The following is a 21,108-nucleotide window of genomic DNA, read 5'->3' as shown; positions in this document are numbered from 1 at the left end:
TCACTTTTAATTTTTAATTAAAAAATGAAAATTCACGCCATTGATACCGGGTTGTTTAAGCTGGACGGCGGGGCCATGTTCGGCGTCGTGCCCAAGTCGATGTGGCAGAAGGTGTACCCCGCCGATGCCAACAACATGTGCACCTGGGCCATGCGCTCGTTGCTGATTGAGGACGGCAACCGGCTGTTGCTCATCGACGCCGGCCTGGGCGACAAGCAGGACGCGAAGTTCTTCAGCCGCGTTGATTACCAGCCCGCCGGGGTGCTGGACCGGTCGCTGGGGGCCCTGGGCTTCGGCCGGGCCGACGTGACGGACGTGTTTCTGACGCACCTGCACTTCGACCACGTGGGCGGGGCAGTGGTGCGCCGGCCCGACGGGGCCCTGGTGCCGGCCTTCTCCAACGCCACCTACTGGAGCAACCCGGCCCACTGGGACTGGGCCACCCACCCCAACCCGCGCGAAAAAGCGAGCTTCCTGACGGAGAACATTCTCCCGCTCCAAGAGAGCGGGCAGCTGCGCTTCCTCGACCCCGCCGCGGGGGCCCCGGCCGCGCTGCCGCAGTTCCGCGAGCTGCTGTTTGCCGACGGGCACACCGAGAAGCTGATGGTGCCCGTGCTGGAGTACAAGGGCCGTACGCTGGCGTTTATGTCCGATTTGCTGCCCAGCGCCGCCCACCTGCCGCTGCCCTACGTGATGGGCTACGACATGCGCCCGCTGGTGACGATGGCCGAGAAAGAAGCCGTGCTGGCCCGCGCCGCCGCCGAAAACTGGGTGCTGCTGCTCCAGCACGACCACCTCACCGAAGCCTGCACCGTGCAGCAAACCGAGCGCGGCGTAGCCCTAGCCGAGCGCCTGCGCATCAGCGACTTGTAATTTAGCTGTTAGCTCTTGGCTGTTGGCTGTTAGCTTTTTGTGAAGAATCCGGTGGTTGAAAAGCTCGCACAATGGAACAGCTAACAGCTAACAGCCAACAGCTAACAGCCAATCCAAAGGCAGCTGACCTAAGCCTGGCCCTGTCGGGCGGCGGGGCCCGGGGCATTGCGCACCTGGGCGTGCTGGCGGCCCTCGACGAGCTGGAATTGCCCGTGGGGCGGCTGGCGGGCGTGAGCTCGGGGGGGCATTGCGGCGGCGTTTTACGCGGCCGGCTTTGCACCGCGCGAGATTTTGCGGCTGCTGCTGGCCACCAACGTGGCCCGGCTCACGCGCCCGGCCTTTAGCCGGCTGGGGCTGCTGGGGCTCGACGCCGTGGAGGCGCTGCTGGCCAGCCATTTGGGGCCCCAAGTGCGCTTCGAAGATTTGCGGCTGCCGCTTACGCTGGTGGCCACCGATTTGCTGGCCGGCGAGTCGGTGTACTTCAGCACGGGGCCCCTGTTGCCGCCGCTGCTGGCCTCGTCGGCGGTGCCCATCGTGTACCGGGCCGTGCAGTACCAGGGGCGGCAGCTAGTCGACGGCGGCCTGCTCAACAACCTGCCCGTGGAGCCGCTGCTGGCCTTTGGGGGCCCCGTGGTGGGCGTGCACTGCAACCCTATCAACCGCGCGGCGCACATTCCCACGCTGCGCCGGCTGGTGGAGCGCACCCTGCAACTGGCCATCAACGCCAACACGGCCCACCGCCAAACCCAATGCGCCCTGCTGCTGGAGCCTCCCGCGCTGCGCGACTTCCGCCCACTCGACTACCGCCGGGCGGCGGAGATTTTCGACATTGGCTACCGCTACGCGCTGGGCCAGGCCGCCGCCCTGGGGGCCCTGCTGGCCTGAGGCGGGCCCGGCGTTACCTTTGCGTTTCTTCCCAACCCCCAATTTTAGTTCGATGCCCGCCCGCAAAACGTCCACCGTCTGGTTCTACATCGCCAAATTCGTGTTCTGGACTTCGGGGTGGAAGCTGGGCCAAATCGCCAACCCGGAAATTAAGAAGAGCATGATGATTGCGGCGCCCCACACCAGCAACTGGGACCTGATTTACGCCCGCGCCGCGTTCTACCTGATGGACGTGGACCTGCGCTTCACCGTGAAAAAGGAGTGGACCGACCACTGGCTGCTTGGGGGCCTGGTGCGCTCGGTGGGCGGCCTGGCCGTGGACCGTACCAAGAACAACAGCCTTGTGGAGGGCATGGCCGAGCTCTTTAATGAGCACGACGAACTGGTAATCCTCATCACCCCCGAAGGCACCCGCAAGTACCAGCCGCGCTGGCGCAAAGGCTATTACTTCGCTGCCCTGGCCGCGCACGTACCCATCCGCCTGGGCTATCTGGACTACAAAAACAAGGAAGCCGGCATCGGCCCCGCCGTGTACCCGAGCGGCGACTACCCCGCCGACGAGGAAAAAATCAAGGTCTTTTACCGCACCAAAACCGGCCGCTTCCCCGCCCAGGGCGTGCGCTGAGCAAGTGCGCGGCCGGCGCTACCTTTAGCCGCATGGAAAAGGTGCAAACGCTGCTTTGGATTGCGCTGGGCCTCGGCGGCTTCCTGTACCGCATGGTGCAGAAAATGCGCGCCACCGCCGCCCAGGAGGCCCGCGAGCGGCCCCGCACGCCGGCCGTACCCGCGCTGCCCACCGCCACCTTTCAGGAGCTGCTCAAGCAGATGCAAGCCCGCAACGCCGACGAGCCCGGGGCCCCTAAGCCACCTGCTACCGGCCAGTTTCTGCCCGCGCCCCACTGGCCCGGCGGCCCGCCCCAGCACGCTCGGCGGCCGGCCCCATGCCCGTGGCCCGCACGCAGGAGCAACCCGCGCGCCGCCCCCCCCACGCCGCCTCACCTCGCTGGAAACCCCGGCCACGGCCCGCCCCATGAGCCCGGCCACGCCCATCGCGCAGCGCGGCGCCAACCTGCCCCGGGCCGTAATAACGGCCCAGCCCGATGCCACCTACCGGCCATTTGCCCCCAAGGCGGCCCCCGAAAGCACCGGCACCGCCGTGCGCCGCCTGCTGGCTCAGCCCGCCAACGTGCGCGCCGCCTTCGTGCTCAGCGAAATCCTAAACCGGCGGCCGGGGGCTTTTTAGTTGTTCGTTGTCGGTTGTCGGTTTGTTGATTTCCGTTGCTAGCGCTCTGCATGACGGCCTAAAGGCTTCCCTAACAACTGACAACTAGCAACTGACAACTAAAAACTAGTTCTGCGTGAGGGCGTAGCTCACCAGGTTGGCGCCCATGCGCAGGGCGGCCTCGTGAACGGCGGGCGAGTCTTCAGGGTAGGTGCCCACGTCTTCCCAGCCGTTGCCCAGGTCGCACTCGAAGCTGTAGAAGCAGACCAGCCGGCCCTTGTACACCAGGCCGAAGCCCTGGGCGCGCTTGCCGTCGTGCTCGTGCACCTTGGGCAGGCCCTGCGGAAACGGGTATTTCTGGTGGTAGATGGGGTGGGAGTAGGGCAGCTCCACAAATTCCAGTTCGGGAAACACCTTCTTCATCTCAGGCCGGATAAACTTGTCGAGCCCGTAGTTATCGTCAATGTGCAAAAATCCCCCGCCGATGAGGTAGCGCCGCAGGTTCATTGCTTCCGCTGCCGTAAAGCTCACGTTGCCGTGTCCCGTCATGTGAACGAACGGGTAATCAAGTAGTTCCGCTCCGTCCAGCTCCACAGTGGCCTCGTCGGAGGCGATGTTGGTGTGCAGCGCCTGGTTGCAGAAGCTGATGAGGTTGGGCAGGCTGGTCTTGTTGGCGTACCAGTCGCCGCCGCCGCCGTAGTGCAGCTTCGCGATGCGGAAGCTGGGGGCCCCGGGGGCCGGCGCGGCGGCCGTGGTGGTGAGGAGCAGGGCGGCGGCGATAAGGAAATTACGAAGCATGGAATTCAATGTACGAATGAAGGCTGCAAGTATTCCGCTGGCTGGAAATGGATTTACATTTGAACTCAGCATTCAACTCAACCAACAATGGCTAGGGCCGGACGACCTAATAAGACAGACCCCAGATTTGACGATGTCAATTGGCTTATTCGACAGCATGACAACGAGGGCGTCAAAAAGATTTTAGCGGAAACTGGCATTGAGGCTACGGATGGCTATTTGCGAACCGCATTGATTCTAGCAACTCTGCACAAAAATGAGGATTTGCTAGGTTGGCTTATTAAGCAAGGAGCCAATGCCAACCATCAGGATAGAAACGGGGATTCAGCCCTGTATTTTGCTGGACAGGAAAAGAACGAAGACGCGGCTAGAATGCCGTTGAAGGCTGGCGCAGACGTGAATGTGCTAGATGTGTATGGCAATGCTCCTCTCTGGAGGGCTGTTTTTAATGCCAAAGATGAACTGCGAATTGTCAAGCTTTACGTGCAAGAAGGAGCTAGTCTGAGCAGCCTGGACAAATATCCAGAACCGTTCAGAAAGGTAATAGGGTCAATTAGTAAAGACTGATTTAACAGTGTGAAATAGGCTTGCAGTATTTATAAAATAGATATTTATGACCAACGGCAAAGACCTCCTTGATCTTGGCTTCAAGTCGGGCAAATGGTTTAAGGGGGCCCTGGAGCACATCAACGCCCGCGGCCTGAGTGGCGAAACCATGCTGGCCTACCTCGCCACGGTGCAGCCGCCGGCCGAGATTCCGCTGCTGCCCGAGCCGCTGCCTTTTTACGAAAACATCAGCGCCAGCTCGGTGGTCGAGCAGCAGAACATCGACTACGTGCGGGCGTCGATGCGGCTGCTCATGCGCACGCCTACCGTGGTGACGGGCGCCATTATGCCCGATGCCTGCCCGGCGGGGCCCCCCGGCACCATTCCGGTGGGCGGGGTGGTGGCGACGCGCAACGCCATCCACCCCGGCATGCACTCGGCTGACATCTGCTGCTCGGTGATGCTGACCAACCTGGGCAAAGCCGATCCCAAGCAAGTGCTGGACGTGGCCCAGCAGGTGACGCACTTCGGCCCTGGCGGCCGGCCGCCGGAGCGGCGCTACGCGTTGCCCGCCGACCTGCGGGCCGAGATGCAGGCCAACCCTTTCCTGGACACTGATAAAACCCTCGCCCTGGCCCACGAGCAGCTGGGCACGCAGGGCGACGGCAACCATTTCCTGTACGTGGGCATTTCGCGCAATACCGGCGACACCGTGCTCGTGACGCACCACGGCTCGCGCGGAGTAGGTGCGCGCCTCTATACCCAGGGCATGAAGGTGGCCGAGCGCTTCCGCCAGCAGCTCTCGCCCGAAACCGCGCCCACCAACGCCTGGCTGCCCGCCGATTCGGCCGAGGGCGTGGCCTACTGGCAGGCCCTGCAAACCGTACGCAAGTGGACCAAGCTCAACCATTTGTGCCTACACGACGACATTGCCCAGCGCCTGGCCGCGCCTGTGCAGCAGCGCTACTGGAACGAGCACAACTTCGTGTTCCGAGCCGGCGACCTCTACTACCACGCCAAGGGGGCTACGCCGCTCGACTCGCGCTTCATGCCCGACATTACCGGCCCGCGCATTATTCCGCTCAACATGGCGCAGCCCATTTTGATTGTGGAGGGCGCCACCACGGCCAATAACCTGGGCTTTGCGCCGCACGGGGCGGGCCGCAACCTCAGCCGCACCCGCCACAAAGCCAGCCGCACCGACAAGACCAAGGAGGAGTGGTATGCGGAGGAAACGCAGGGCATCGACGCCCGGTTTTTCTTCAACCGCATTGATGTTTCGGAGCTGCCCAGCGCCTACAAAGACGCCGCCGAGGTGCAGCAGCAGATTGCGCAGTTTGGCCTGGCCACCGTACTCGACGAGGTGCGGCCCTACGGCTGCATCATGGCCGGCGACTGGGAGCAGGACGCGCCGTGGCGCATCAAGAAGCGGGAGAAGGCAAATACGGCCACTTGATGAATATGCAACATGGCGAAAAAAGCGCTGGTACCGACTGATTTCTGGGACGATTCCGACTACTTTGTGAGCCCGGGGCAGGCAACGCCGGCGCGGGTAAAGCAGGCCGAGGAGCTGCTGGGCTACCACCTGCCCGCTGCTTACCAGGCGCTGCTGCGTACCCAAAACGGCGGCACGCCGCGCCGCACCCGCTTCCCCACGGCCGCGCCCACGTCCTGGGCCGACGACCACGTGGCGCTGAGCGGCATTAGGGGCCTGGGCGGGCAGTGGGGCATCGACTCGCCGGAGCTGGGCAGCCAGTTTACGATGGCCGAGTGGGGCTACCCGGCCATTGGTATTGTGGTGGGGGAGTGCCCCTCGGCTGGCCACGATGCCATTATGCTCGATTACTCGGCGTGCGGCCCCACCGGCGAGCCACAGGTAATTCACGTGGATGTCGAAACCGAGGGCGAGCCGGTGCACACGCTGCTGGCCACCAGCTTTGGCGAGTTTTTGCAAGGCCTAGAGCAGTTTCCAGGTTAGTGTACAGCGCAACGGGCAGTAGCGCGAACTTTGTAGTTCGCGTCGCTCGCTTCGTCCGGGCGATGGCCGGGCAGCGACGCGAACTACAAAGTTCGCGCTACTAGCCACTGACTCCGAAACCGCTCTAACGCTTGCTGAGGAAGACAATACCACCGATGAAGAAACCCAGTCGGATGCGCAAAAAGTAGCCATTGGCCAATTCTCGGAATTGCCTCAGCATCTCTGCGACGCCGAGCCCACGGGGTCGCCCGGGGCCCTGATTCGGCGCATCGCGGCCGCCATCGTGGCCGATACTTCTTTGCCCTGCTCGACGATGCGCGCTCCAATCTGCTCTACGACGTGCAGTTTTGGCTCTACAGCACGCAGCGGCCGGTGCGTACCCGCGCCCACAGTACCTGGATGCGTACCCCTATATGCTGGTATTTGATGGCGAATTCAGCCTGGGTGGCTACGCCCCCGGCTTTGTGAAGGACTGGTGGGACGCGCGCGCAGCAGGGCCACTTGGCAGCGCAGGCCGGGCAGCTGCGTTTTACCCCGGCCTACGAAGCGGCTTTGCAGCAGCAGTTGGCAGCGTATAAAGCTGACTAACGGCGTTACTCCAGCATGGTACCCGCTGCGCAAGCGGATGCGTGAAGCCAGTCCATTGGCTTATCTTAAATACTAATAGATTGATGGGAAGTGATTACGCAGAATAATTCAATGCTCGACATTGCAGTAGTAATTAGGAGCCTGAGCGCCTTTTAATTATTGTGAATGCCCACCGGTAAAGTAGCTTTTATTAATTACTATTCGATAAATAATTAATAAAATTGCAATGGGATTCTGGAATTTGTTTTCTGGCAAAACAATAACAACGGGTGATGAATTTTTCGGGGTGATGATATTTATAGGAAATCCCAACGATCCAGATGAAGGCTATTTTGAGTGCAAGCGCCATTTTAAGCCGAGCGGCCAAATGATTGAATTAGGGGTTACGGCGGGGCTCAGGGGCCCTACGCAACGGCAGAAAGACTTTTTTAGCCAAATCGAAACCGATTATTTTCGGTTGGTGCCCCGTTGGAAAGAAATCATTGAGCAAGAGTTTGGTGCGTGGATGCCGCTGCCCGTTATCCAAGACTTTGCCCAGGAATTTAAGCCGGAATATTTGTCAATTCCTACCTGTGCAGTGCAGCCCATTGTATGGGAAATAGCCTTCGATACCGTCCACGATCTTAATCATATTGTCACGGTAGGAATACTTGATTACGAGCCGCAGTATGTTCGGGTGGATGGCTAGCTTCGTGCTGAAAAAGTAACTCGCTGCCCATTTATCACCTGGAAAATCTTTTGCGATTCTTGCAAAGCACGGGCAGCATTGGGGCCCCACAGGCGCCCGAAATTGCGGCGCACTTCGCGCCCAAAACGTTGGAAAAGCACGAGTTTTTGCTGCGCGAGGGGTGGGTTCCTTTGTAGTAGTCTTCCGTCAATCCCTACGCGGCCCGTAGCCACCTTACCCATTGCCCTATGCGGCACTTTTATCGGTGCTGCGCTGCTGGGGGGCTGACTTGCTTACCGAGCCGGCAATAGCTTGGGGCGCGCCAATTGTGCTTTTATAAATAATAAATAGTATATATTTACTACTTATAAAGCAGCCTCGTGGCGGCGGCCTTTTATCCCACCCATTTTTTGCGCGCTATGGCTAACCTCATAACCGACTGGAATGACCTGCTGCTCGAAGCCATCCGGCAGACCAAGCCCGGCCCCCCCATGACGGCGCGCGCCATCGCCATCGTGCACACCTGCCTCTACGATGCCTGGGCCGCCTACGACCCCACGGCCAAGCTGACGCGGGCCAACTTTGTGGCGGGCGTGCCCCATACGCCTGCCAACGTGGCCACCTCGCTGCACTACGCCGCCTACCGGGCGCTAGCCGACCAGTTTCCGAAGGTAAAAGGCCTTTTTGACACCAAGATGACGCAGCTGGGCCTCGACCCCACCCAAACGGCCATCAACCTGACTTCGCCGTTGGGCGTGGGCAACAAGGCCGCTCAGCAGGTGCTGGACTTCCGGCAAAACGACGGGGCCAACGAGGCCAGCGGCTACGCCGATACCACGGGTTACGCGGCAGTCAATAAGCCGTTGGTGCCGTTTTTTGCCACGCCCGTCGAAGACCTGCCCCGCCCCGACCGCTGGCAGCCGCTCACCTACCTCACCGACGACAGCAAGCCCGCCACGCCGCCCTACATCGCGCCGCACTGGGGCGGGGTCAAGCCGTTTGCCCTCACCAGCGGCAGCCAGTTCCGGCCGGGGCCGCCCATTCCGCTGCTCTCGCAGGCGTTTCTGGACCAGGCCCGCCACGTGGTAGACGTGCAGGCCGGCCTCACGCCCCGGCAGAAAGTAATGGCCGAGTACTGGGCCGACGGCCCCAAATCGGAGTTGCCGCCCGGCCACTGGACGCTCTTTGCCGCCTACGTGGCCGAGCGCGACCAGCTGTCGCTCGACGCCACGGTGAAGCTGTTTTTTGCGATGACCAATGCCGTGTTCGATGCCTCCATCGCCGTTTGGGACGCCAAGCGCTTCTACGACTACTGCCGCCCCATCACGGCCATTCGGTACTTATTTCGGGGCAAACTAATCCGGGCCTGGGGCGGGGCGGGCAAGGGCACCGTCGAGCTGCCCGGCGAAACCTGGAAAACCTTTCAGGTCAACACTTTCCCGACGCCGCCTTTTGCCGAGTACGTATCGGGGCACAGCGGCTTTAGCATGGCCGCCGCCACGGTGCTGCGGCTGTTTACGAGCAGCGATGCCTTCGGCTACTTCTACCTCCAGCCCAAACCGCTGGCCGCCGACCCCACCGAAAACGTGGTGGGCCTGACCATGCGCTGGAACACCTTTCGCGAGGCCGCCCTTGACGCCGGCGAGTCGCGCCTCTACGGCGGCATCCACTTCTACGAGGGCAACGTGGTGGCCCTGGACATGGGCCGCCGGGTAGGGGAGCAGGCTTTCCAGAAAGCCGTGAGCTACTGGCAGGGAACCGCCTAGCGCCGTCTCTAGGCGAATGTACGGCCCGGTCCGCTGGCGGGAGCCGGCCCACCGCTTGTCGTTGGCTAGCCTATTCTACGGTAACTGGCCAGCCGGCTCCCGCCGGCGGACCGGACCCGGAAACCGCAACAGAGCGGTCTAATCCGCGAGTGAGGTAAGCCCAGCGACCCGCAGTGCAAGTGCGTGCTGTGCATCAGCGTAGCTCCTGCACCACCTGCGCCGTGAACACGGCCGCCAGCGCTGCCGTTTCGGTGCGCAGCCGCGAGGGGCCCAACGTGACGGGCCGGATGCCGCGGGCCAGCGCCAGGGCAATTTCCTCAGGGGTGAAGTCGCCCTCGGGCCCGATGAGCACGCAGCAGCCGGGGCCGCCGCGGCCACCTGCGCTAGCGCCGTGCGCTCGCCCTCCTCCAGGTGCGCAATGAAGGTGGTGGCCGCGTCGGCGGCGGCCACAAAAGGGGCGAAGTCCACCAGCTCATCGAGCTGCGGCAGCCACGCCTGGCCCGACTGCTTGAGAGCGCTGACCGCTATTTTCTCCAGGCGCTCCAGCTTTAGCTCGCGGCGTTCGGAGCGGGCGCAGCGCAGGAAGGAAATGCGGTCCACGCCCACTTCCACAGCTTTTTCCACAAACCACTCCATGCGGTCGAGGTTTTTGGTGGGGGCCACGGCCACGTGGGTGACGTAGGGGCGGGGCGGCACGGCTTCGTGGGCGGTGAGGCGCAGCTGGCAGCGCTTGGGGTTGGCGTCGGCCACCTCGGCTTGGTAGCGGCCCCCGCGGCCGTCCACGAGGGACACGGCGCCGCCGGGGCCCAGGCGCAGCACGCGCACGGCGTGCTTGCTTTCTTCTTCGGAGAGGGTGTAGGCCGGTTGGCCGGGGTGCAGGTCGGGGGCGTAGCAGGTCAGCATGGGGCGCAAAGGTCGGCTGCTTTGGGGCCCCAGCGCGCTATTTCGGCCAGGAAATGCGGGCGGTCCGTGCGCTACTTTTGGTGCCTATGCTATTACCTTCTGCTGCCCGGGCCGCCCTGCTGGGCTTGGCCGTGGGCGACGCCCTGGGCGTGCCCGTCGAATTCCGAAGCCGCGACGAGCGCCGCCGCGACCCCGTAACCGGCCTGCGCGCCTACGGTACGCACGACCAGCCGGCCGGCACGTGGTCCGACGATGCCTCGCTCACGTTCTGCCTGGCCGAAACCCTGGCGCGGCCCGCGGGCTTGCTAGGGGCCCCAGATTTAGCCGATTTTGCCCGCCGTTGCATTAATTGGCTGGATAACGCCTACTGGACAGCCACCGCCGAAACCTTCGACGTGGGCAACGCCACCCGCGCCGCCATCGGCCGCCTGCGCAAAGGGGTGGAGCCAACTAAGGCAGGCCCCCGCACCCAAGCAGACAACGGTAATGGGGCCCTGATGCGCATCCTACCGCTGGCCTTCCACCAAACCTGGCGGGCCAAACCACTGGACCTGGACGCCGCGTGGGCCCTAACCGCCGCCGTGGCCAGCGTCACGCACGGCCACCCGCGCTCCACGCTGGGCTGTTTTCTGTACTTGCTAGTGGCGCGCGGGCTGCTGGCGGGCTTGCCGCCGGCCGCGGCCTACGCCCAAATGATGGCGGCAGCCAACCCGTGGCTGCGGCACGGCAGTATTCCTGCGGCGGTGGAAGACATTTACTACCGCCGCGTGCTCGACGGCAGCTTGCCCGCGCTGCTTGAAGCTGAAATCGAGTCCTCTGGCTACGTGGTGCACACCCTGGAAGCGGCGCTCTGGTGCCTGCTCAACCAAACCAGCTACGCCGCCACGGTGCTGGCCGCCGTCAACCTCGGCAGAGATACCGACACAACCGGGGCCGTGGCGGGCGGCCTGGCCGGCCTTGCCTACGGGGAAGTCGGGCTGCCCGCGGAGTGGCTGGGGCCCCTGGCGCGCCGTGCGGATATCGAGGAATTGGCTGAGCGTTTGGCGGCCGCCAAGTAAGTATACAGGCGGCGGGCTATGGGTGGTCCGGCAACTTTTCTGTCGTCGGGCCACTCTGGCAATAGGCTAGGGCCCCTGTTTTTCAGCAAGAGTGTCCCGACGAAGCCCTTTGGGCGATTCGCCGGACCACCCGGTTTTATATCCACGCTAGCAACCGACAACTGAATTAAGCACGGGCCCCAGCGCGCTATTTCAGCGCGTCGTTCAGCACGGCGGCCAGGCGCAGGCCGGCTTGCTGGATGCGCTGCTGCACCTGGGGCCCGTGGGCGGGGTAGTAGCGGTAGTCAAAGCCGGTGGGGTTTTGGGCAGCTTCGGCGTAAATCTGCTCGCTGAGCTGGTACGATTCCCAGAGCCACTGGGTCACGTCGTCGCGCTGCCACTGGCGCTGCTGGGCCTTGGGCACGTCGTCGTACTGCTGGCCCATTTCGGAGTAGCTCAGGCCCTGATAGTCCAGCAAGCCGCTGTCCCAGAGGCTGTGCAGGTTGGTGTCTTTGCCACGGTAGGTGAGCTTGATGCTGTTGCCGCCTTTGTCTTCGAGCCGGCCGGCGTGCAGGGGCTGGTGCACGTCGCCCACGAGGTGGATGACGAACTTCAGCGCCACCGCCCGGTCGGCCTTGGGCTTGGACTTGTCCTTCAGGATGGCTAGGTTGTCGAGCAGTGCGCGGTAGGCGTTGGGGATGGTTTGAGCCTTGAGGTCCTGCACGTACTGGTCGTGGCCGAGGCCAGCGGGGCTGTTCACGTAGTGCCAGGGGCTGGTGCCCTTGAACTCAGGCACGGGCGGGTACAGGATTTCGTCGGACCAGGTGCTCACCAGCGTCACGGTTTCGGTGCCCAGCAACTCGTGCACCGCGCGGCGCGCCTGGCTCGTGAGGTGGCGCTCGGCCAGGCGGCCCACGGCCCGGTGGCCTTCCACGCCCCAGGCCCAGAGGCGAGCGGGCACGAGTACTAACAGAAGCAGCGGCAGAAAACGAAAACGCGTCATACGAAAGAAAAAGAAAGCCAAAACTAACGCCCGGGGCCCCGGCGCCCGCCCATAGACTGCGCCCGGGGCGGGGAGTTGCGTCAAATGACTCAAGTTCCTCCTGGCCCACGCAAGGCGTGGTAAAGCGCGTATAATGACCAACCGCAGCAAGGTAATGTTGCCTAATTAATTGCTAGTAAGGTCATTCAAACGCAATTAGAAAACAACTAGCTGCTTCAAGTGCCGCGCTAGTAACCGAGTTTGGCGAACGTATGAAGTAAATTAGCGCCGCTTCAGGCGTGTTGACCCGCCAACCCGGTACCACGCCAGCGCACCCAACCCCTCCGCTCTATGTCCATCACTTCCCAAGCAGAACTAGCTGGCCTTCAGCGCATTAGCGCGGCCGTTGGCACTACCCTCAAGCAAATGCGTGACTATGCCCAACCGGGCATGACGACCAAAGCGTTGGACGAATACGGCGGGCAAATACTGGCGGCCTTGGGGGCTAAATCGGCCCCGCGGCTGACCTACGGCTTTCCCGGCTGGACGTGCATCAGCGTGAACAACGAGGTGGCGCACGGCATTCCGTCGGACCGCAAGGTGCTGCAAGCCGGCGACTTGGTGAATATCGACGTGTCGGCGGAGCTGGATGGCTACTGGGCCGACAACGGCGGCTCCTTCGTGCTCGGGGCCGATATCCACCACCACCAGCCGCTGGTCGATGCCTCCCGGCAAATCCTGCGCACCGCCCTCGGCCGCATTCGCGGCGGCGTCCGCATCGCCGACATCGGCGGGCTCATTGAAGCTGAAGCGCGAAAAGCAGGTTTTCGGGTGATTAAAAATCTGGTGGGGCACGGCATCGGCCGCAGCCTGCACGAGGAGCCCAAGGAAATCCCCTGCTTCTACGACCGCTACAACTTGAAACGCTTTAAAAAGAACTCGGTGGTGGCGGTAGAAACGTTCATTTCTACCCGCGCCACGCTGGCCCATCCGCTCAGTGACGGCTGGACACTGGCCACCAAAGACGGCAGCTTCGTGGCCCAGCACGAGCACACTATCGTCATCACGGACGGCGCGCCCATCATCCTCACGGCGGCGAACCGCATTTGGGAGTAAGCAGCACAAGTTGCTTGGAGTAGTAGGCTGTTCTGGCTTGGCTTAGCCTTCCTCCGCCTGCTACAGTCCACAACTTGAGTCAACAAAGTAATAGAAAAGCCCGGTCAATAGCTACTGACCGGGCTTTTCTATTGCTTGCTTAATGCGATGGCTTATACTGCCACGGCCACGCGGGCGCTAGGGGCCCCGGCCAGGATTTCTTCGCTGGCCGACGCGGTGAATTTCTCGAAGTTGGCCACGAACTTATCGGCCAGGACGTTGGCGGTTTGGTCGTAGGCGGCTTTGTCGGCCCAGGTGCGGCGCGGGTCCAGAATTTCGCTCGGCACGCCGGGCACGGCCCCGGGCACCATCACCCCGAACACGGGGTGGGGGGTGAATTTAACTTCGTCGAGCTGGCCGGTGAGGGCGGCCGTAATCATGGCGCGGGTGTAGCCCAATTTCATGCGGTTGCCGGTGCCGTAGCTGCCGCCGGTCCAGCCGGTGTTGATGAGCCACACGTTCACGTCGGGGTTCTCGTCCATTTTCTGGCCCAGCATTTCGGCGTACTTGGTGGGGTGCAGCGGCAGGAACACGGCCCCGAAGCACGCTGAAAACGTGGTCTGCGGCTCGGTGATGCCCATTTCGGTGCCGGCCACTTTGGCCGTGTAGCCCGACATGAACAGGTACATGGCGTGGCTCTTGTCGAGCTTGCTGATGGGCGGCAGTACCCCGAAGGCGTCAGCGGTGAGGAAGAAAATGTGCTGCGGGGCCCCGGCCACGCCCGGCTCCACGGCGTTGGCAATGAAGTCGATGGGGTAGGCGGTGCGCGTGTTTTCGGTCACCGATTTGTTGGCGTAGTCCACGGTGTGGGTGCCGGGCGCGAAGCGCGTGTTCTCCACGATGGCTCCGAAGCGGATGGCGTTCCAGATGTCGGGCTCCTTCTCCTGGCTCAAATCAATTACCTTGGCGTAGCAGCCGCCCTCGAAGTTAAACACCTCGCCCCCGGGCGTCCAGCCGTGCTCGTCGTCGCCGATGAGGCCGCGGTTGGGGTCAGCCGAGAGGGTAGTTTTGCCGGTCCCTGAGAGGCCGAAGAAGATGGCCGTGTCGCCCTGGGGCCCCACGTTGGCCGAGCAGTGCATGGGCAGCGTGGCGTGCTGGTGGGGCAGCAAGTAGTTCAGCACCCCAAAAATGCCCTTTTTCATCTCCCCGGCGTAGGCCGTGCCCCCAATCAGAATCATCTTCTTGGTGAAGTTGATGACGGCGAAGTTGGCCTGGCGGGTGCCGTCCACGGCGGGGTCGGCTTCGAAGCCCGGGGCGCAGATGATGCTGAAGTCGGGCAGCCAGGCGGTGTCGGCGCCGTCCTCGGGGCGCAGGAACAGGTTGTAGCAGAACAGGTTGTGCCAGGCCAGCTCGTTCACCACGCGCAGCCGCAGCTGGTAGGCAGGGTGGGCCCCGGCGTAGGCGTCGCGCACAAATACCTCCTTGTCGGCCAGGTAGTCCACCATTTTCTGGTGCAGCTGGTCAAATTTTTCCGGCGCAAACGGGATGTTGATGTCGCCCCACCACACGCTGTTTTCCGTGCCGGCGTCGCGCACAATGAAGCGGTCCTTGGGCGAGCGGCCCGTGAACTGGCCGGTGTCGCACATCAGGGCCCCCGTGTCGGTCAGCTCGCCTTCGCCGCGGCGCAGAGCGTGGTCCACCAGGGCGGCGGGCGGCAGGTTGAGGTGCACGGCCCCGGTGGTGGTGCCAAAGCCCAGCGGCTTCATTCGGTCGGCGGCGGGCGAGTAGGCGGTCGTTGACATAGGATAAACGGAAAAAGATGGGTGGGACGAAGTTGATACGGAAGGACAGGCACAAAATATCCCGGCCCTGGGGCCCCAGGGAGAAGCATTTCGGCGGGAGGGCCCCGGCGGCCGAGCGGCCAGGGGCACCTGCGGATAGGCGCAAATAGCGTGTAAGCGAGTAGCTTATGGGCAACGGCTGCGAAATTGACGAGCGGTTGCGGGGTGCTTTTTGAACATGACAAAGGTAGCGGGGGCCCCCTGCGGCGCACTGAAACAATTCGCACCATTACCAGGACAAATCATACCTTGCGGAGAAAATCCATCGGTTTGCGGTAAAAAAATCACCTGTTTTCTCCCCCGTCCGGCCATGCCCCAGGAAATTGCGCGCTACAACGGCATCTACGGCGACCACCAGGCCGGCGTCAGCTACGATTACCTCCAGAGCCAGCTCATCGCGCCCCGCCAGCGCCTCACCGACTGGGGCCTGAAGCCGCACCTGCACGGCAACCTGTTCCAGTTGTTTTTCCTGGAAGCCGGCCGCGCTGCCTTTGAGGCCCCCGCGCGAGCGGCGCTCATCACGCCCTGCGTGGTGGTCATCCCGGCCGGCACGGTGCACGGCTTCACGTTCAGCCCGCAGGTGCGGGGGCGCACGCTCACGCTTTCGGAGGGCCTGCTCGACACCATTTTGCAGGCCACGCCCGACGTGCTGGTGGAGCTGAACGCGGTGCACGTGCTGGCCGAGTTCAGCGCCGAGGTGCCCTATGCCGATTTGCAGGCCCTAGCGCAGCAAATCCACGCCGAAACCCACGCCGAGTTGCCCGGCAAGCAGCTCGCCCTCAACGGCCTCTTTAAGCTACTGTTCGTGAAGCTGTTCCGCCTGCTGCACCACAACCGCCGCAAGGCCGCCAGCCCCAATAGGGCCCTGCACTACTTCCGCGAGTTCCAGAAAGCCATTGCCCGGGCCGCGCCCTTCGAGAAGAAAATTGCCGATTTTGCGCAGGAGCTCAAGATTACGCCCGTGCACCTCAACCGCATCTGCCAGGCCGTGAAGGGGCGCACGGCCCTGCAAATTGTGCAGGCCCACACCCTGCGCCGGGCCCACAACTACCTGGTGTACACGTCCCTCGCGGTATCGGAAATTGCCTACGAGCTGCAATTCGTCGACCCCGGCTACTTCACGCGCTTCTTCCGCAAGCAAACCGGCCTCTCGCCGGGGGCCTACCGTGCCCGCGCCTACCAAGCCGCGGGGGCCCCGGCCGCCGCCCAGCCCTAGCGCCAGGGCCCCGGGGGCCGACTGCCGAAACTTCCCTAGCTTTACCCATCCCGTATTGCCGGCCATTTGCGCCGGTCGGTAATGCGGCCTTCTTTCACTCCTACCCCTTCTCTATGCAACCTGCTGCTGCCCAGCGCGAGCACTCCGTTCCGGACTCCACCAGCCACCCCAAGGGCCTGTACCTGCTCTTCGCCACCGAGATGTGGGAGCGGTTCAGCTACTACGGCATGCGGGCCGTGCTGGTGCTGTTCCTCACCAAGGCCATGCTGATGGACAAGGCCTTCGCCTCGAAGTTCTACGGCGGCTACACCAGCCTGATTTACCTCACGCCCCTCATCGGCGGCTTCATCGCCGACCGCTACTGGGGCAACCGGCGCTCCATCCTCACCGGCGGGGCCCTGATGGCGCTTGGGCAGTTCACGCTCTTCGCGGCCGCCTCCAACTACGGCGCCGAAGCCACCCACCCCCTCAGCCATCAGCTGCTCTACCTCGGCCTGGGCCTGATGATTCTGGGCAACGGCTTCTTCAAGCCCAACATTTCGTCGATGGTGGGCTCCCTCTACAGCGCCACCGACAAGCGCAAGGACGCGGCCTACACCATCTTCTACATGGGCATCAACCTGGGCTCGTTCTTCGGCAACACCGTCACCAGCTTGGTGGGCGACACCGGCCGGTCGGAGGATTTCCGGTGGGCGTTCCTGGCCTGCGGCATTGCCATGGTGCTGGGCACCGTCTTTTTCCAGTGGGGCAAAACCCGCTACCTGCACACGCCCGAAGGCGAGCAGGTGGGCGAAACCCCGGTGAACTCCGGCGGCATCAAGGGCGTGTTTGCCTTGCTGCCGGTGCTGCTGGCCGTCATGATTGGCATTCTGTGGCTCGATTCGGCCAAGTTCGCCACCATTGCCCCGCTGCTGGGCGTGGCCGTGGTCGTCATCGCCTTCATGATTTTCAGCGATAAGTCGCTGAGCGGGGCCGACATCCAGGGCATCCTGGTCATCTTCATCGTGTCGTTCTTCGTGGTGTTCTTCTGGGCGGCGTTTGAGCAGGCCCCGGCCTCGCTCACCTTCTTTGCCGATGAGCAGATGGACCGCCACCTCTTCGGCTACGAACTGCCCGCCAGCCTGTTCCAAAACCTGAACGGTTTCTTCGTGGTGGCCGGGGCCCCCGTCATGGCCCTGATCTGGACGGCCCTGGGCCGCCGCGGCGCCGAGCCGCCGTCCCCCGTCAAAATGGCGATGGGCCTGGCCCTGCTGGCCCTGGGCTACCTCGTGATGTGCTTCGGCGTGCACAACGTGCAGCCAGGCGTGAAGGTGAGCATGTTCTTCCTGGTGGCCCTGTACTTCTTCCACTCCATCGGCGAGCTGTGCCTGTCGCCCATCGGCCTCTCGCTCGTCAACAAGCTGGCCCCGGCCAAATTCAGTTCCCTGCTGATGGCCGTGTGGTTCCTGGCCAACGCGGCCGCCAACTACCTGGCCGGCTACATGAGCAGCCTTTACCCCGACCCCAAATCGACGAAGCCCGCGCCGGTGCTGCTCGGCTACCACATCGAAAACCTCTACGATTTCTTCCTGGTCTTCGTCGTGTCGGCCGCCGTGGCGGCAGTGTTATTGTTCGCCATCAGCGGCAAACTAGCTAAGATGATGGACGCCCGCAACCACGCGCCAGCGGCCGCCTAGGGCCCCTGCTGTTAGTTTCAAAAGCCCCGCTGGCTTAGTCAGCGGGGCTTTTCTATTAAACAATGCTCACCGTGCGCAGGCTTGCCCGGATGGCCGACGGGCGTTAGCCCAGCCGTTCCAGTAGGGCCCAGCCCGCTGGCCAGGGCCCAAAACCAGCGTCGGGGTTCACGTGCCCAGCCGGGCCGAGGTCGACCAGCTCGCTGCCCCACGCGGCGGCAAAGTGCTGGGCCCGGTCCCACGTCACCCACGGGTCGTTGGTGCTAGCGGCCACCAGGCTTCGGAAAGGCAGGGGCCCCAGCGGGATGGGCACGAAGCCCGTGGTCAGGGGAGGGTCAGGGCGCGGTGCCTCGATGTCAGCCGGGGCCACCAGCAGGGCCCCCTTGAGGACGGCCGCGCTGCGCGGGTGCGCGCGGGCCCACTGGGCAATGGCCACGCAGCCCAAGCTGTGGCCCACCAGTACCACGTTTTCCAGGGCCGCTCCCGCCAGCGCGTGCGCAATGGCCGCCACCCATTCTGCGCAATCGGGCGCGTCCCAGTCGCGCTGCTCAATGCGGGTAAAGTGCGGCCCCGCCTGCTCAAACAAGGTTTGCCAGTGCTGGGGGCCCGAGCCGCCCAGGCCCGGCACGACGAAGTAATGGGTCGGCTTGCTCATGCCCGAAGGTAGCGCGGCCGGGCAGCAGCGGGGCCCCCACGGCGGCAACTGGCGCAATAATCCACAAAAAAGCCCCGCTGGCACTGCCAGCGGGGCTTTTTCATTAGCGGAGCAGAAGGGCTCGCGGCTTGACTTACATCATGCCGCCCATGCCACCCATACCGCCCATGCCTGGGTCACCGGCACCGCCTTTTTCGGCTTCCGGCTCGTCCGAGATAACGGCTTCGGTCGTCAGCAGCAAGCCGGCAATCGAGGCAGCGTTTTCCAGGGCCAAACGGGTCACTTTAGTCGGGTCGATGATGCCAGCGGCCACGAGGTTCTCGTAGCGGTCTTCGCGGGCGTTGTACCCGAAATCGCCGCTGCCTTCGCGCACTTTCTGCACCACTACCGAGCCTTCGCCGCCGGCGTTCTGCACAATGCAACGCAGGGGAGCCTCCAGGGCGGTGCGGATGATGTTCACACCGGTGCGCTCGTCGCTGTTGTGGGTGTCCACCGCGGCCAGGGCCTCAATGGCCCGCACCAGGGCTACGCCGCCGCCGGGTACCACGCCTTCCTCAACGGCGGCGCGGGTGGCGTGTAGGGCATCGTCCACGCGGTCTTTCTTCTCCTTCATTTCCACCTCGGTGCTGGCGCCGATGTAGAGGATGGCCACGCCACCGCTCAGCTTGGCAAGGCGCTCCTGAAGCTTCTCCTTGTCGTAGTCCGACGTGGTGGTTTCCATCTGGGCCTTGATCTGGGCGATGCGGCTCTGAATCGCCGTCTTCTCGCCCTTGCCGTTCACGATGGTCGTGTTGTCCTTGTCGATGATGATCTTCTCGGCCGTGCCCAGGTACTCCAGGGTGGCGTTTTCGAGCTTGTAGCCCTGCTCTTCGCTGATGACGGTACCGCCCGTGAGGGTGGCAATGTCTTCCAGCATGGCCTTGCGGCGGTCGCCGAAGCCAGGAGCTTTCACGGCGGCAATTTTCAGCGAGCCGCGCAGCTTGTTCACTACGAGGGTAGCCAGGGCCTCACCGTCCACGTCTTCCGAGATGATAACCAGGGGCTTACCGGTCTGGAGCACTTGCTCGAGCACGGGCAGCAGCTCCTTCATGGTGCTCACTTTCTTGTCGTAGATGAGCACGTAAGGGGAGTCGAACTCCACTTCCATCTTCTCCGGGTTGGTCACGAAGTAAGGGGAGAGGTAACCGCGGTCGAACTGCATGCCTTCCACCGTCTTCACTTCGGTTTCGGTGCCGCGGGCTTCTTCCACGGTGATCACGCCTTCCTTGCCCACTTTGTCCATGGCATCGGCAATCATTTTGCCGATTTCCGCGTCGTTGTTGGCCGAAATCGTGCCCACTTGGGCAATCTCCGAGTTGTTCTCGATTTTCTTCGACTGGGTCTTCAGGTTGGCCACCACGGCGATTACCGCCTTGTCGATGCCGCGCTTCAAGTCCATCGGGTTGGCCCCGGCGGCCACGTTCTTCGAGCCAGCCGTGTAGATGGCCTGGGCCAGCACGGTGGCCGTCGTGGTGCCGTCGCCGGCCTGGTCAGCCGTTTTCGAAGCCACTTCTTTCACGAGCTGGGCGCCCATGTTTTCAATCGGGTCGCGCAACTCGATTTCCTTGGCCACGGTCACGCCGTCCTTGGTAATCGAGGGGGCCCCAAATTTCTTGTCGATGATGACGTTGCGGCCTTTGGGCCCCAGGGTCACTTTCACGGCGTTGGCCAGCTTGTTCACGCCAGCCTGCAAGCGGGCGCGGCCTTCGGTATCGAATTGGATGTTCTTAGCCATTACTAGGTAATGAGGGTATGAGGGGATGGGTTGATTGGGGACTTTCGCGGGTTAAGCCGGGGCTTACAACACGGCGAAAATGTCCGACTCGCGCATGATCAGCAGGTCCTCACCGTCAACGGTGATTTCCGTGCCGGCGTACTTGCCATACAGCACCTGGTCGCCCACGGCCACTTGGGGCTTGATGAGCGAGCCGCTGTCAGCGGTTTTGCCTTCGCCTACGGCCACTACTTCGCCGCGCTGGGGTTTCTCCTTGGCCGTGTCGGGGATGATGATGCCGGATTTGGTTTTCTCCTCGGCGGCGGCGGCGCGGACGATGACGCGGTCAGCCAGCGGTTTCATGCTAAGTGCCATTCTGGGTTTGTTAAGGTTAAAAAGGATGGGTAATCAGGATAAGCCCCACCACGTCATTTCCCGTGCCAGGGCCCCAAACCCTGACAAAATGTGCCAATTCGGCCCCGCCACCTGGCAAAAGTGGCAAGCCAAGGCCCCAAAAAAACGGCGGCCCCGCATGGTGCGGAGCCGCCGGCAAGGCTGAGCTTAAGCGAGGCCCGGGGCCCCACGGCCAGTTAGTTGGCGGGCTGGGGAGCCGTGGCGGGCGCGGCCGGG

At 63.2% G+C, this 21,108-nt stretch carries 22 protein-coding genes; 15 read left to right on the top strand and 7 right to left on the bottom strand.

Annotation, left to right across the window (positions count from 1 at the left end; all coding sequences use genetic code 11):
- The first annotated feature begins 24 nt into the window (after positions 1-24).
- The 5 genes from BEN49_RS18915 (at position 25) to BEN49_RS18900 (ending at position 3,001) form a co-directional block, all read left to right on the top strand.
- Positions 25-873, top strand: coding sequence for an MBL fold metallo-hydrolase (locus BEN49_RS18915; protein ID WP_070746004.1), 849 nt, complete (start codon positions 25-27; stop codon positions 871-873).
- Between the two features lie 71 nt (positions 874-944).
- Entirely contained in the window at positions 945-1,217 is a 273-nt protein-coding gene (locus tag BEN49_RS31015) for a patatin-like phospholipase family protein (protein WP_369073221.1), read from the top strand.
- Positions 1,165-1,758 carry a patatin-like phospholipase family protein gene (locus BEN49_RS18910; RefSeq protein WP_239692007.1) on the top strand — a complete coding sequence of 198 codons (594 nt, stop codon included), beginning with the start codon at positions 1,165-1,167 and terminating at the stop codon, positions 1,756-1,758. The genes BEN49_RS31015 and BEN49_RS18910 overlap by 53 nt, the downstream gene beginning before the upstream one ends.
- Positions 1,759-1,810: 52 nt before the next feature.
- Positions 1,811-2,383 carry a 1-acyl-sn-glycerol-3-phosphate acyltransferase gene (locus tag BEN49_RS18905; RefSeq protein WP_070746003.1) on the top strand — a complete coding sequence of 191 codons (573 nt, stop codon included), beginning with the start codon at positions 1,811-1,813 and terminating at the stop codon, positions 2,381-2,383.
- Positions 2,384-2,788: 405 nt separating this feature from the next.
- A complete protein-coding gene (locus BEN49_RS18900) occupies positions 2,789-3,001 on the top strand; it encodes a hypothetical protein (RefSeq protein ID WP_070746002.1) in 213 nt (70 codons plus the stop codon).
- Between the two features lie 105 nt (positions 3,002-3,106).
- Here the strand turns inward: BEN49_RS18900 and BEN49_RS18895 are convergent, their stop codons facing one another.
- Entirely contained in the window at positions 3,107-3,778 is a 672-nt protein-coding gene (locus BEN49_RS18895) for a DUF4159 domain-containing protein (RefSeq protein ID WP_070746001.1), read from the bottom strand.
- A gap of 87 nt (positions 3,779-3,865) precedes the next feature.
- On the opposite strand from BEN49_RS18895, the gene BEN49_RS18890 reads away from it, so the two are divergent.
- The 6 genes from BEN49_RS18890 to BEN49_RS18870 all read left to right on the top strand — a co-directional run bounded on the left by BEN49_RS18890 (position 3,866) and on the right by BEN49_RS18870 (position 9,323).
- Positions 3,866-4,345, top strand: coding sequence for an ankyrin repeat domain-containing protein (locus BEN49_RS18890; protein ID WP_070746000.1), 480 nt, complete (start codon positions 3,866-3,868; stop codon positions 4,343-4,345).
- Between the two features lie 46 nt (positions 4,346-4,391).
- Positions 4,392-5,780 carry an RtcB family protein gene (locus BEN49_RS18885; protein WP_070745999.1) on the top strand — a complete coding sequence of 463 codons (1,389 nt, stop codon included), beginning with the start codon at positions 4,392-4,394 and terminating at the stop codon, positions 5,778-5,780.
- A gap of 12 nt (positions 5,781-5,792) precedes the next feature.
- The gene (locus BEN49_RS18880; RefSeq protein WP_070745998.1) at positions 5,793-6,302 is read left to right on the top strand and encodes an SMI1/KNR4 family protein; all 510 of its coding nucleotides are present in this window, start codon (positions 5,793-5,795) and stop codon (positions 6,300-6,302) included.
- An 814-nt stretch (positions 6,303-7,116) separates the two neighbouring features.
- Positions 7,117-7,578: a hypothetical protein gene (locus BEN49_RS18875; RefSeq protein WP_070745997.1), complete on the top strand. Its 462-nt coding sequence runs from the start codon at positions 7,117-7,119 to the stop codon at positions 7,576-7,578.
- Between the two features lie 50 nt (positions 7,579-7,628).
- Complete coding sequence (locus BEN49_RS30220) at positions 7,629-7,754, top strand: hypothetical protein (RefSeq protein ID WP_262490223.1); 126 nt, start codon at positions 7,629-7,631, stop codon at positions 7,752-7,754.
- Between the two features lie 222 nt (positions 7,755-7,976).
- Positions 7,977-9,323: a vanadium-dependent haloperoxidase gene (locus BEN49_RS18870; protein ID WP_070745996.1), complete on the top strand. Its 1,347-nt coding sequence runs from the start codon at positions 7,977-7,979 to the stop codon at positions 9,321-9,323.
- Positions 9,324-9,461: 138 nt separating this feature from the next.
- Here the strand turns inward: BEN49_RS18870 and BEN49_RS31215 are convergent, their stop codons facing one another.
- A complete protein-coding gene (locus BEN49_RS31215; RefSeq protein ID WP_438831796.1) occupies positions 9,462-10,226 on the bottom strand; it encodes an RsmE family RNA methyltransferase in 765 nt (254 codons plus the stop codon).
- A gap of 86 nt (positions 10,227-10,312) precedes the next feature.
- On the opposite strand from BEN49_RS31215, the gene BEN49_RS18860 reads away from it, so the two are divergent.
- Positions 10,313-11,284 carry an ADP-ribosylglycohydrolase family protein gene (locus tag BEN49_RS18860; RefSeq protein WP_070745995.1) on the top strand — a complete coding sequence of 324 codons (972 nt, stop codon included), beginning with the start codon at positions 10,313-10,315 and terminating at the stop codon, positions 11,282-11,284.
- Between the two features lie 187 nt (positions 11,285-11,471).
- Here BEN49_RS18860 and BEN49_RS18855 read toward each other — a convergent pair whose 3' ends face one another.
- A complete protein-coding gene (locus BEN49_RS18855; protein WP_070745994.1) occupies positions 11,472-12,266 on the bottom strand; it encodes a S1/P1 nuclease in 795 nt (264 codons plus the stop codon).
- Positions 12,267-12,596: 330 nt separating this feature from the next.
- Here BEN49_RS18855 and map point away from each other — a divergent pair, with 330 nt between their 5' ends.
- Complete coding sequence (gene map, locus BEN49_RS18850) at positions 12,597-13,361, top strand: type I methionyl aminopeptidase (protein ID WP_070745993.1); 765 nt, start codon at positions 12,597-12,599, stop codon at positions 13,359-13,361.
- Positions 13,362-13,513: 152 nt separating this feature from the next.
- Here map and pckA read toward each other — a convergent pair whose 3' ends face one another.
- Positions 13,514-15,106, bottom strand: coding sequence for a phosphoenolpyruvate carboxykinase (ATP) (pckA, locus tag BEN49_RS18845; protein ID WP_070746011.1), 1,593 nt, complete (start codon positions 15,104-15,106; stop codon positions 13,514-13,516).
- Positions 15,107-15,491: 385 nt separating this feature from the next.
- On the opposite strand from pckA, the gene BEN49_RS18840 reads away from it, so the two are divergent.
- Both BEN49_RS18840 and BEN49_RS18835 read left to right on the top strand, forming a co-directional pair.
- Positions 15,492-16,397 carry an AraC family transcriptional regulator gene (locus tag BEN49_RS18840; RefSeq protein WP_070745992.1) on the top strand — a complete coding sequence of 302 codons (906 nt, stop codon included), beginning with the start codon at positions 15,492-15,494 and terminating at the stop codon, positions 16,395-16,397.
- A 113-nt stretch (positions 16,398-16,510) separates the two neighbouring features.
- Complete coding sequence (locus BEN49_RS18835; RefSeq protein WP_070745991.1) at positions 16,511-18,073, top strand: peptide MFS transporter; 1,563 nt, start codon at positions 16,511-16,513, stop codon at positions 18,071-18,073.
- A gap of 103 nt (positions 18,074-18,176) precedes the next feature.
- Here the strand turns inward: BEN49_RS18835 and BEN49_RS18830 are convergent, their stop codons facing one another.
- The 3 genes from BEN49_RS18830 to groES form a co-directional block, all read right to left on the bottom strand.
- Positions 18,177-18,725: an RBBP9/YdeN family alpha/beta hydrolase gene (locus tag BEN49_RS18830; RefSeq protein WP_070745990.1), complete on the bottom strand. Its 549-nt coding sequence runs from the start codon at positions 18,723-18,725 to the stop codon at positions 18,177-18,179.
- Between the two features lie 133 nt (positions 18,726-18,858).
- On the bottom strand, positions 18,859-20,499 hold the full coding sequence (groL, locus tag BEN49_RS18825) for a chaperonin GroEL (protein ID WP_070745989.1): 1,641 nt from the start codon (positions 20,497-20,499) through the stop codon (positions 18,859-18,861).
- Between the two features lie 63 nt (positions 20,500-20,562).
- Positions 20,563-20,853: a co-chaperone GroES gene (gene groES, locus BEN49_RS18820; RefSeq protein ID WP_068232777.1), complete on the bottom strand. Its 291-nt coding sequence runs from the start codon at positions 20,851-20,853 to the stop codon at positions 20,563-20,565.
- Between the last annotated feature and the right edge of the window lie 255 nt (positions 20,854-21,108).

The sequence above is a fragment of the Hymenobacter coccineus genome, from assembly GCF_001816125.1.
In the GTDB taxonomy this organism is placed as follows: Bacteria; Bacteroidota; Bacteroidia; order Cytophagales; family Hymenobacteraceae; genus Hymenobacter; species Hymenobacter coccineus.
This window is presented reverse-complemented; position numbering and strand designations above follow the sequence as displayed.

What these genes read in the sequence shown, in the direction of transcription:
- BEN49_RS18830 (WP_070745990.1), bottom strand. Translation starts at nt 18,725, where the DNA reads ATGAGCAAGCCGACCCATTACTTCGTCGTGCCGGGCCTGGGCGGCTCG.
- BEN49_RS18875 (WP_070745997.1), top strand. Translation starts at nt 7,117, where the DNA reads ATGGGATTCTGGAATTTGTTTTCTGGCAAAACAATAACAACGGGTGAT.
- BEN49_RS18915 (WP_070746004.1), top strand. Translation starts at nt 25, where the DNA reads ATGAAAATTCACGCCATTGATACCGGGTTGTTTAAGCTGGACGGCGGG.
- groL (WP_070745989.1), bottom strand. Translation starts at nt 20,499, where the DNA reads ATGGCTAAGAACATCCAATTCGATACCGAAGGCCGCGCCCGCTTGCAG.
- BEN49_RS18905 (WP_070746003.1), top strand. Translation starts at nt 1,811, where the DNA reads ATGCCCGCCCGCAAAACGTCCACCGTCTGGTTCTACATCGCCAAATTC.
- BEN49_RS31215 (WP_438831796.1), bottom strand. Translation starts at nt 10,226, where the DNA reads ATGCTGACCTGCTACGCCCCCGACCTGCACCCCGGCCAACCGGCCTAC.
- BEN49_RS18840 (WP_070745992.1), top strand. Translation starts at nt 15,492, where the DNA reads ATGCCCCAGGAAATTGCGCGCTACAACGGCATCTACGGCGACCACCAG.
- pckA (WP_070746011.1), bottom strand. Translation starts at nt 15,106, where the DNA reads ATGAAGCCGCTGGGCTTTGGCACCACCACCGGGGCCGTGCACCTCAAC.
- BEN49_RS18885 (WP_070745999.1), top strand. Translation starts at nt 4,392, where the DNA reads ATGACCAACGGCAAAGACCTCCTTGATCTTGGCTTCAAGTCGGGCAAA.
- BEN49_RS18835 (WP_070745991.1), top strand. Translation starts at nt 16,511, where the DNA reads ATGCAACCTGCTGCTGCCCAGCGCGAGCACTCCGTTCCGGACTCCACC.
- BEN49_RS18900 (WP_070746002.1), top strand. Translation starts at nt 2,789, where the DNA reads ATGAGCCCGGCCACGCCCATCGCGCAGCGCGGCGCCAACCTGCCCCGG.
- BEN49_RS18855 (WP_070745994.1), bottom strand. Translation starts at nt 12,266, where the DNA reads ATGACGCGTTTTCGTTTTCTGCCGCTGCTTCTGTTAGTACTCGTGCCC.
- BEN49_RS18870 (WP_070745996.1), top strand. Translation starts at nt 7,977, where the DNA reads ATGGCTAACCTCATAACCGACTGGAATGACCTGCTGCTCGAAGCCATC.
- groES (WP_068232777.1), bottom strand. Translation starts at nt 20,853, where the DNA reads ATGGCACTTAGCATGAAACCGCTGGCTGACCGCGTCATCGTCCGCGCC.
- BEN49_RS18890 (WP_070746000.1), top strand. Translation starts at nt 3,866, where the DNA reads ATGGCTAGGGCCGGACGACCTAATAAGACAGACCCCAGATTTGACGAT.
- BEN49_RS18895 (WP_070746001.1), bottom strand. Translation starts at nt 3,778, where the DNA reads ATGCTTCGTAATTTCCTTATCGCCGCCGCCCTGCTCCTCACCACCACG.
- BEN49_RS18880 (WP_070745998.1), top strand. Translation starts at nt 5,793, where the DNA reads ATGGCGAAAAAAGCGCTGGTACCGACTGATTTCTGGGACGATTCCGAC.
- map (WP_070745993.1), top strand. Translation starts at nt 12,597, where the DNA reads ATGTCCATCACTTCCCAAGCAGAACTAGCTGGCCTTCAGCGCATTAGC.
- BEN49_RS18860 (WP_070745995.1), top strand. Translation starts at nt 10,313, where the DNA reads ATGCTATTACCTTCTGCTGCCCGGGCCGCCCTGCTGGGCTTGGCCGTG.
- BEN49_RS31015 (WP_369073221.1), top strand. Translation starts at nt 945, where the DNA reads ATGGAACAGCTAACAGCTAACAGCCAACAGCTAACAGCCAATCCAAAG.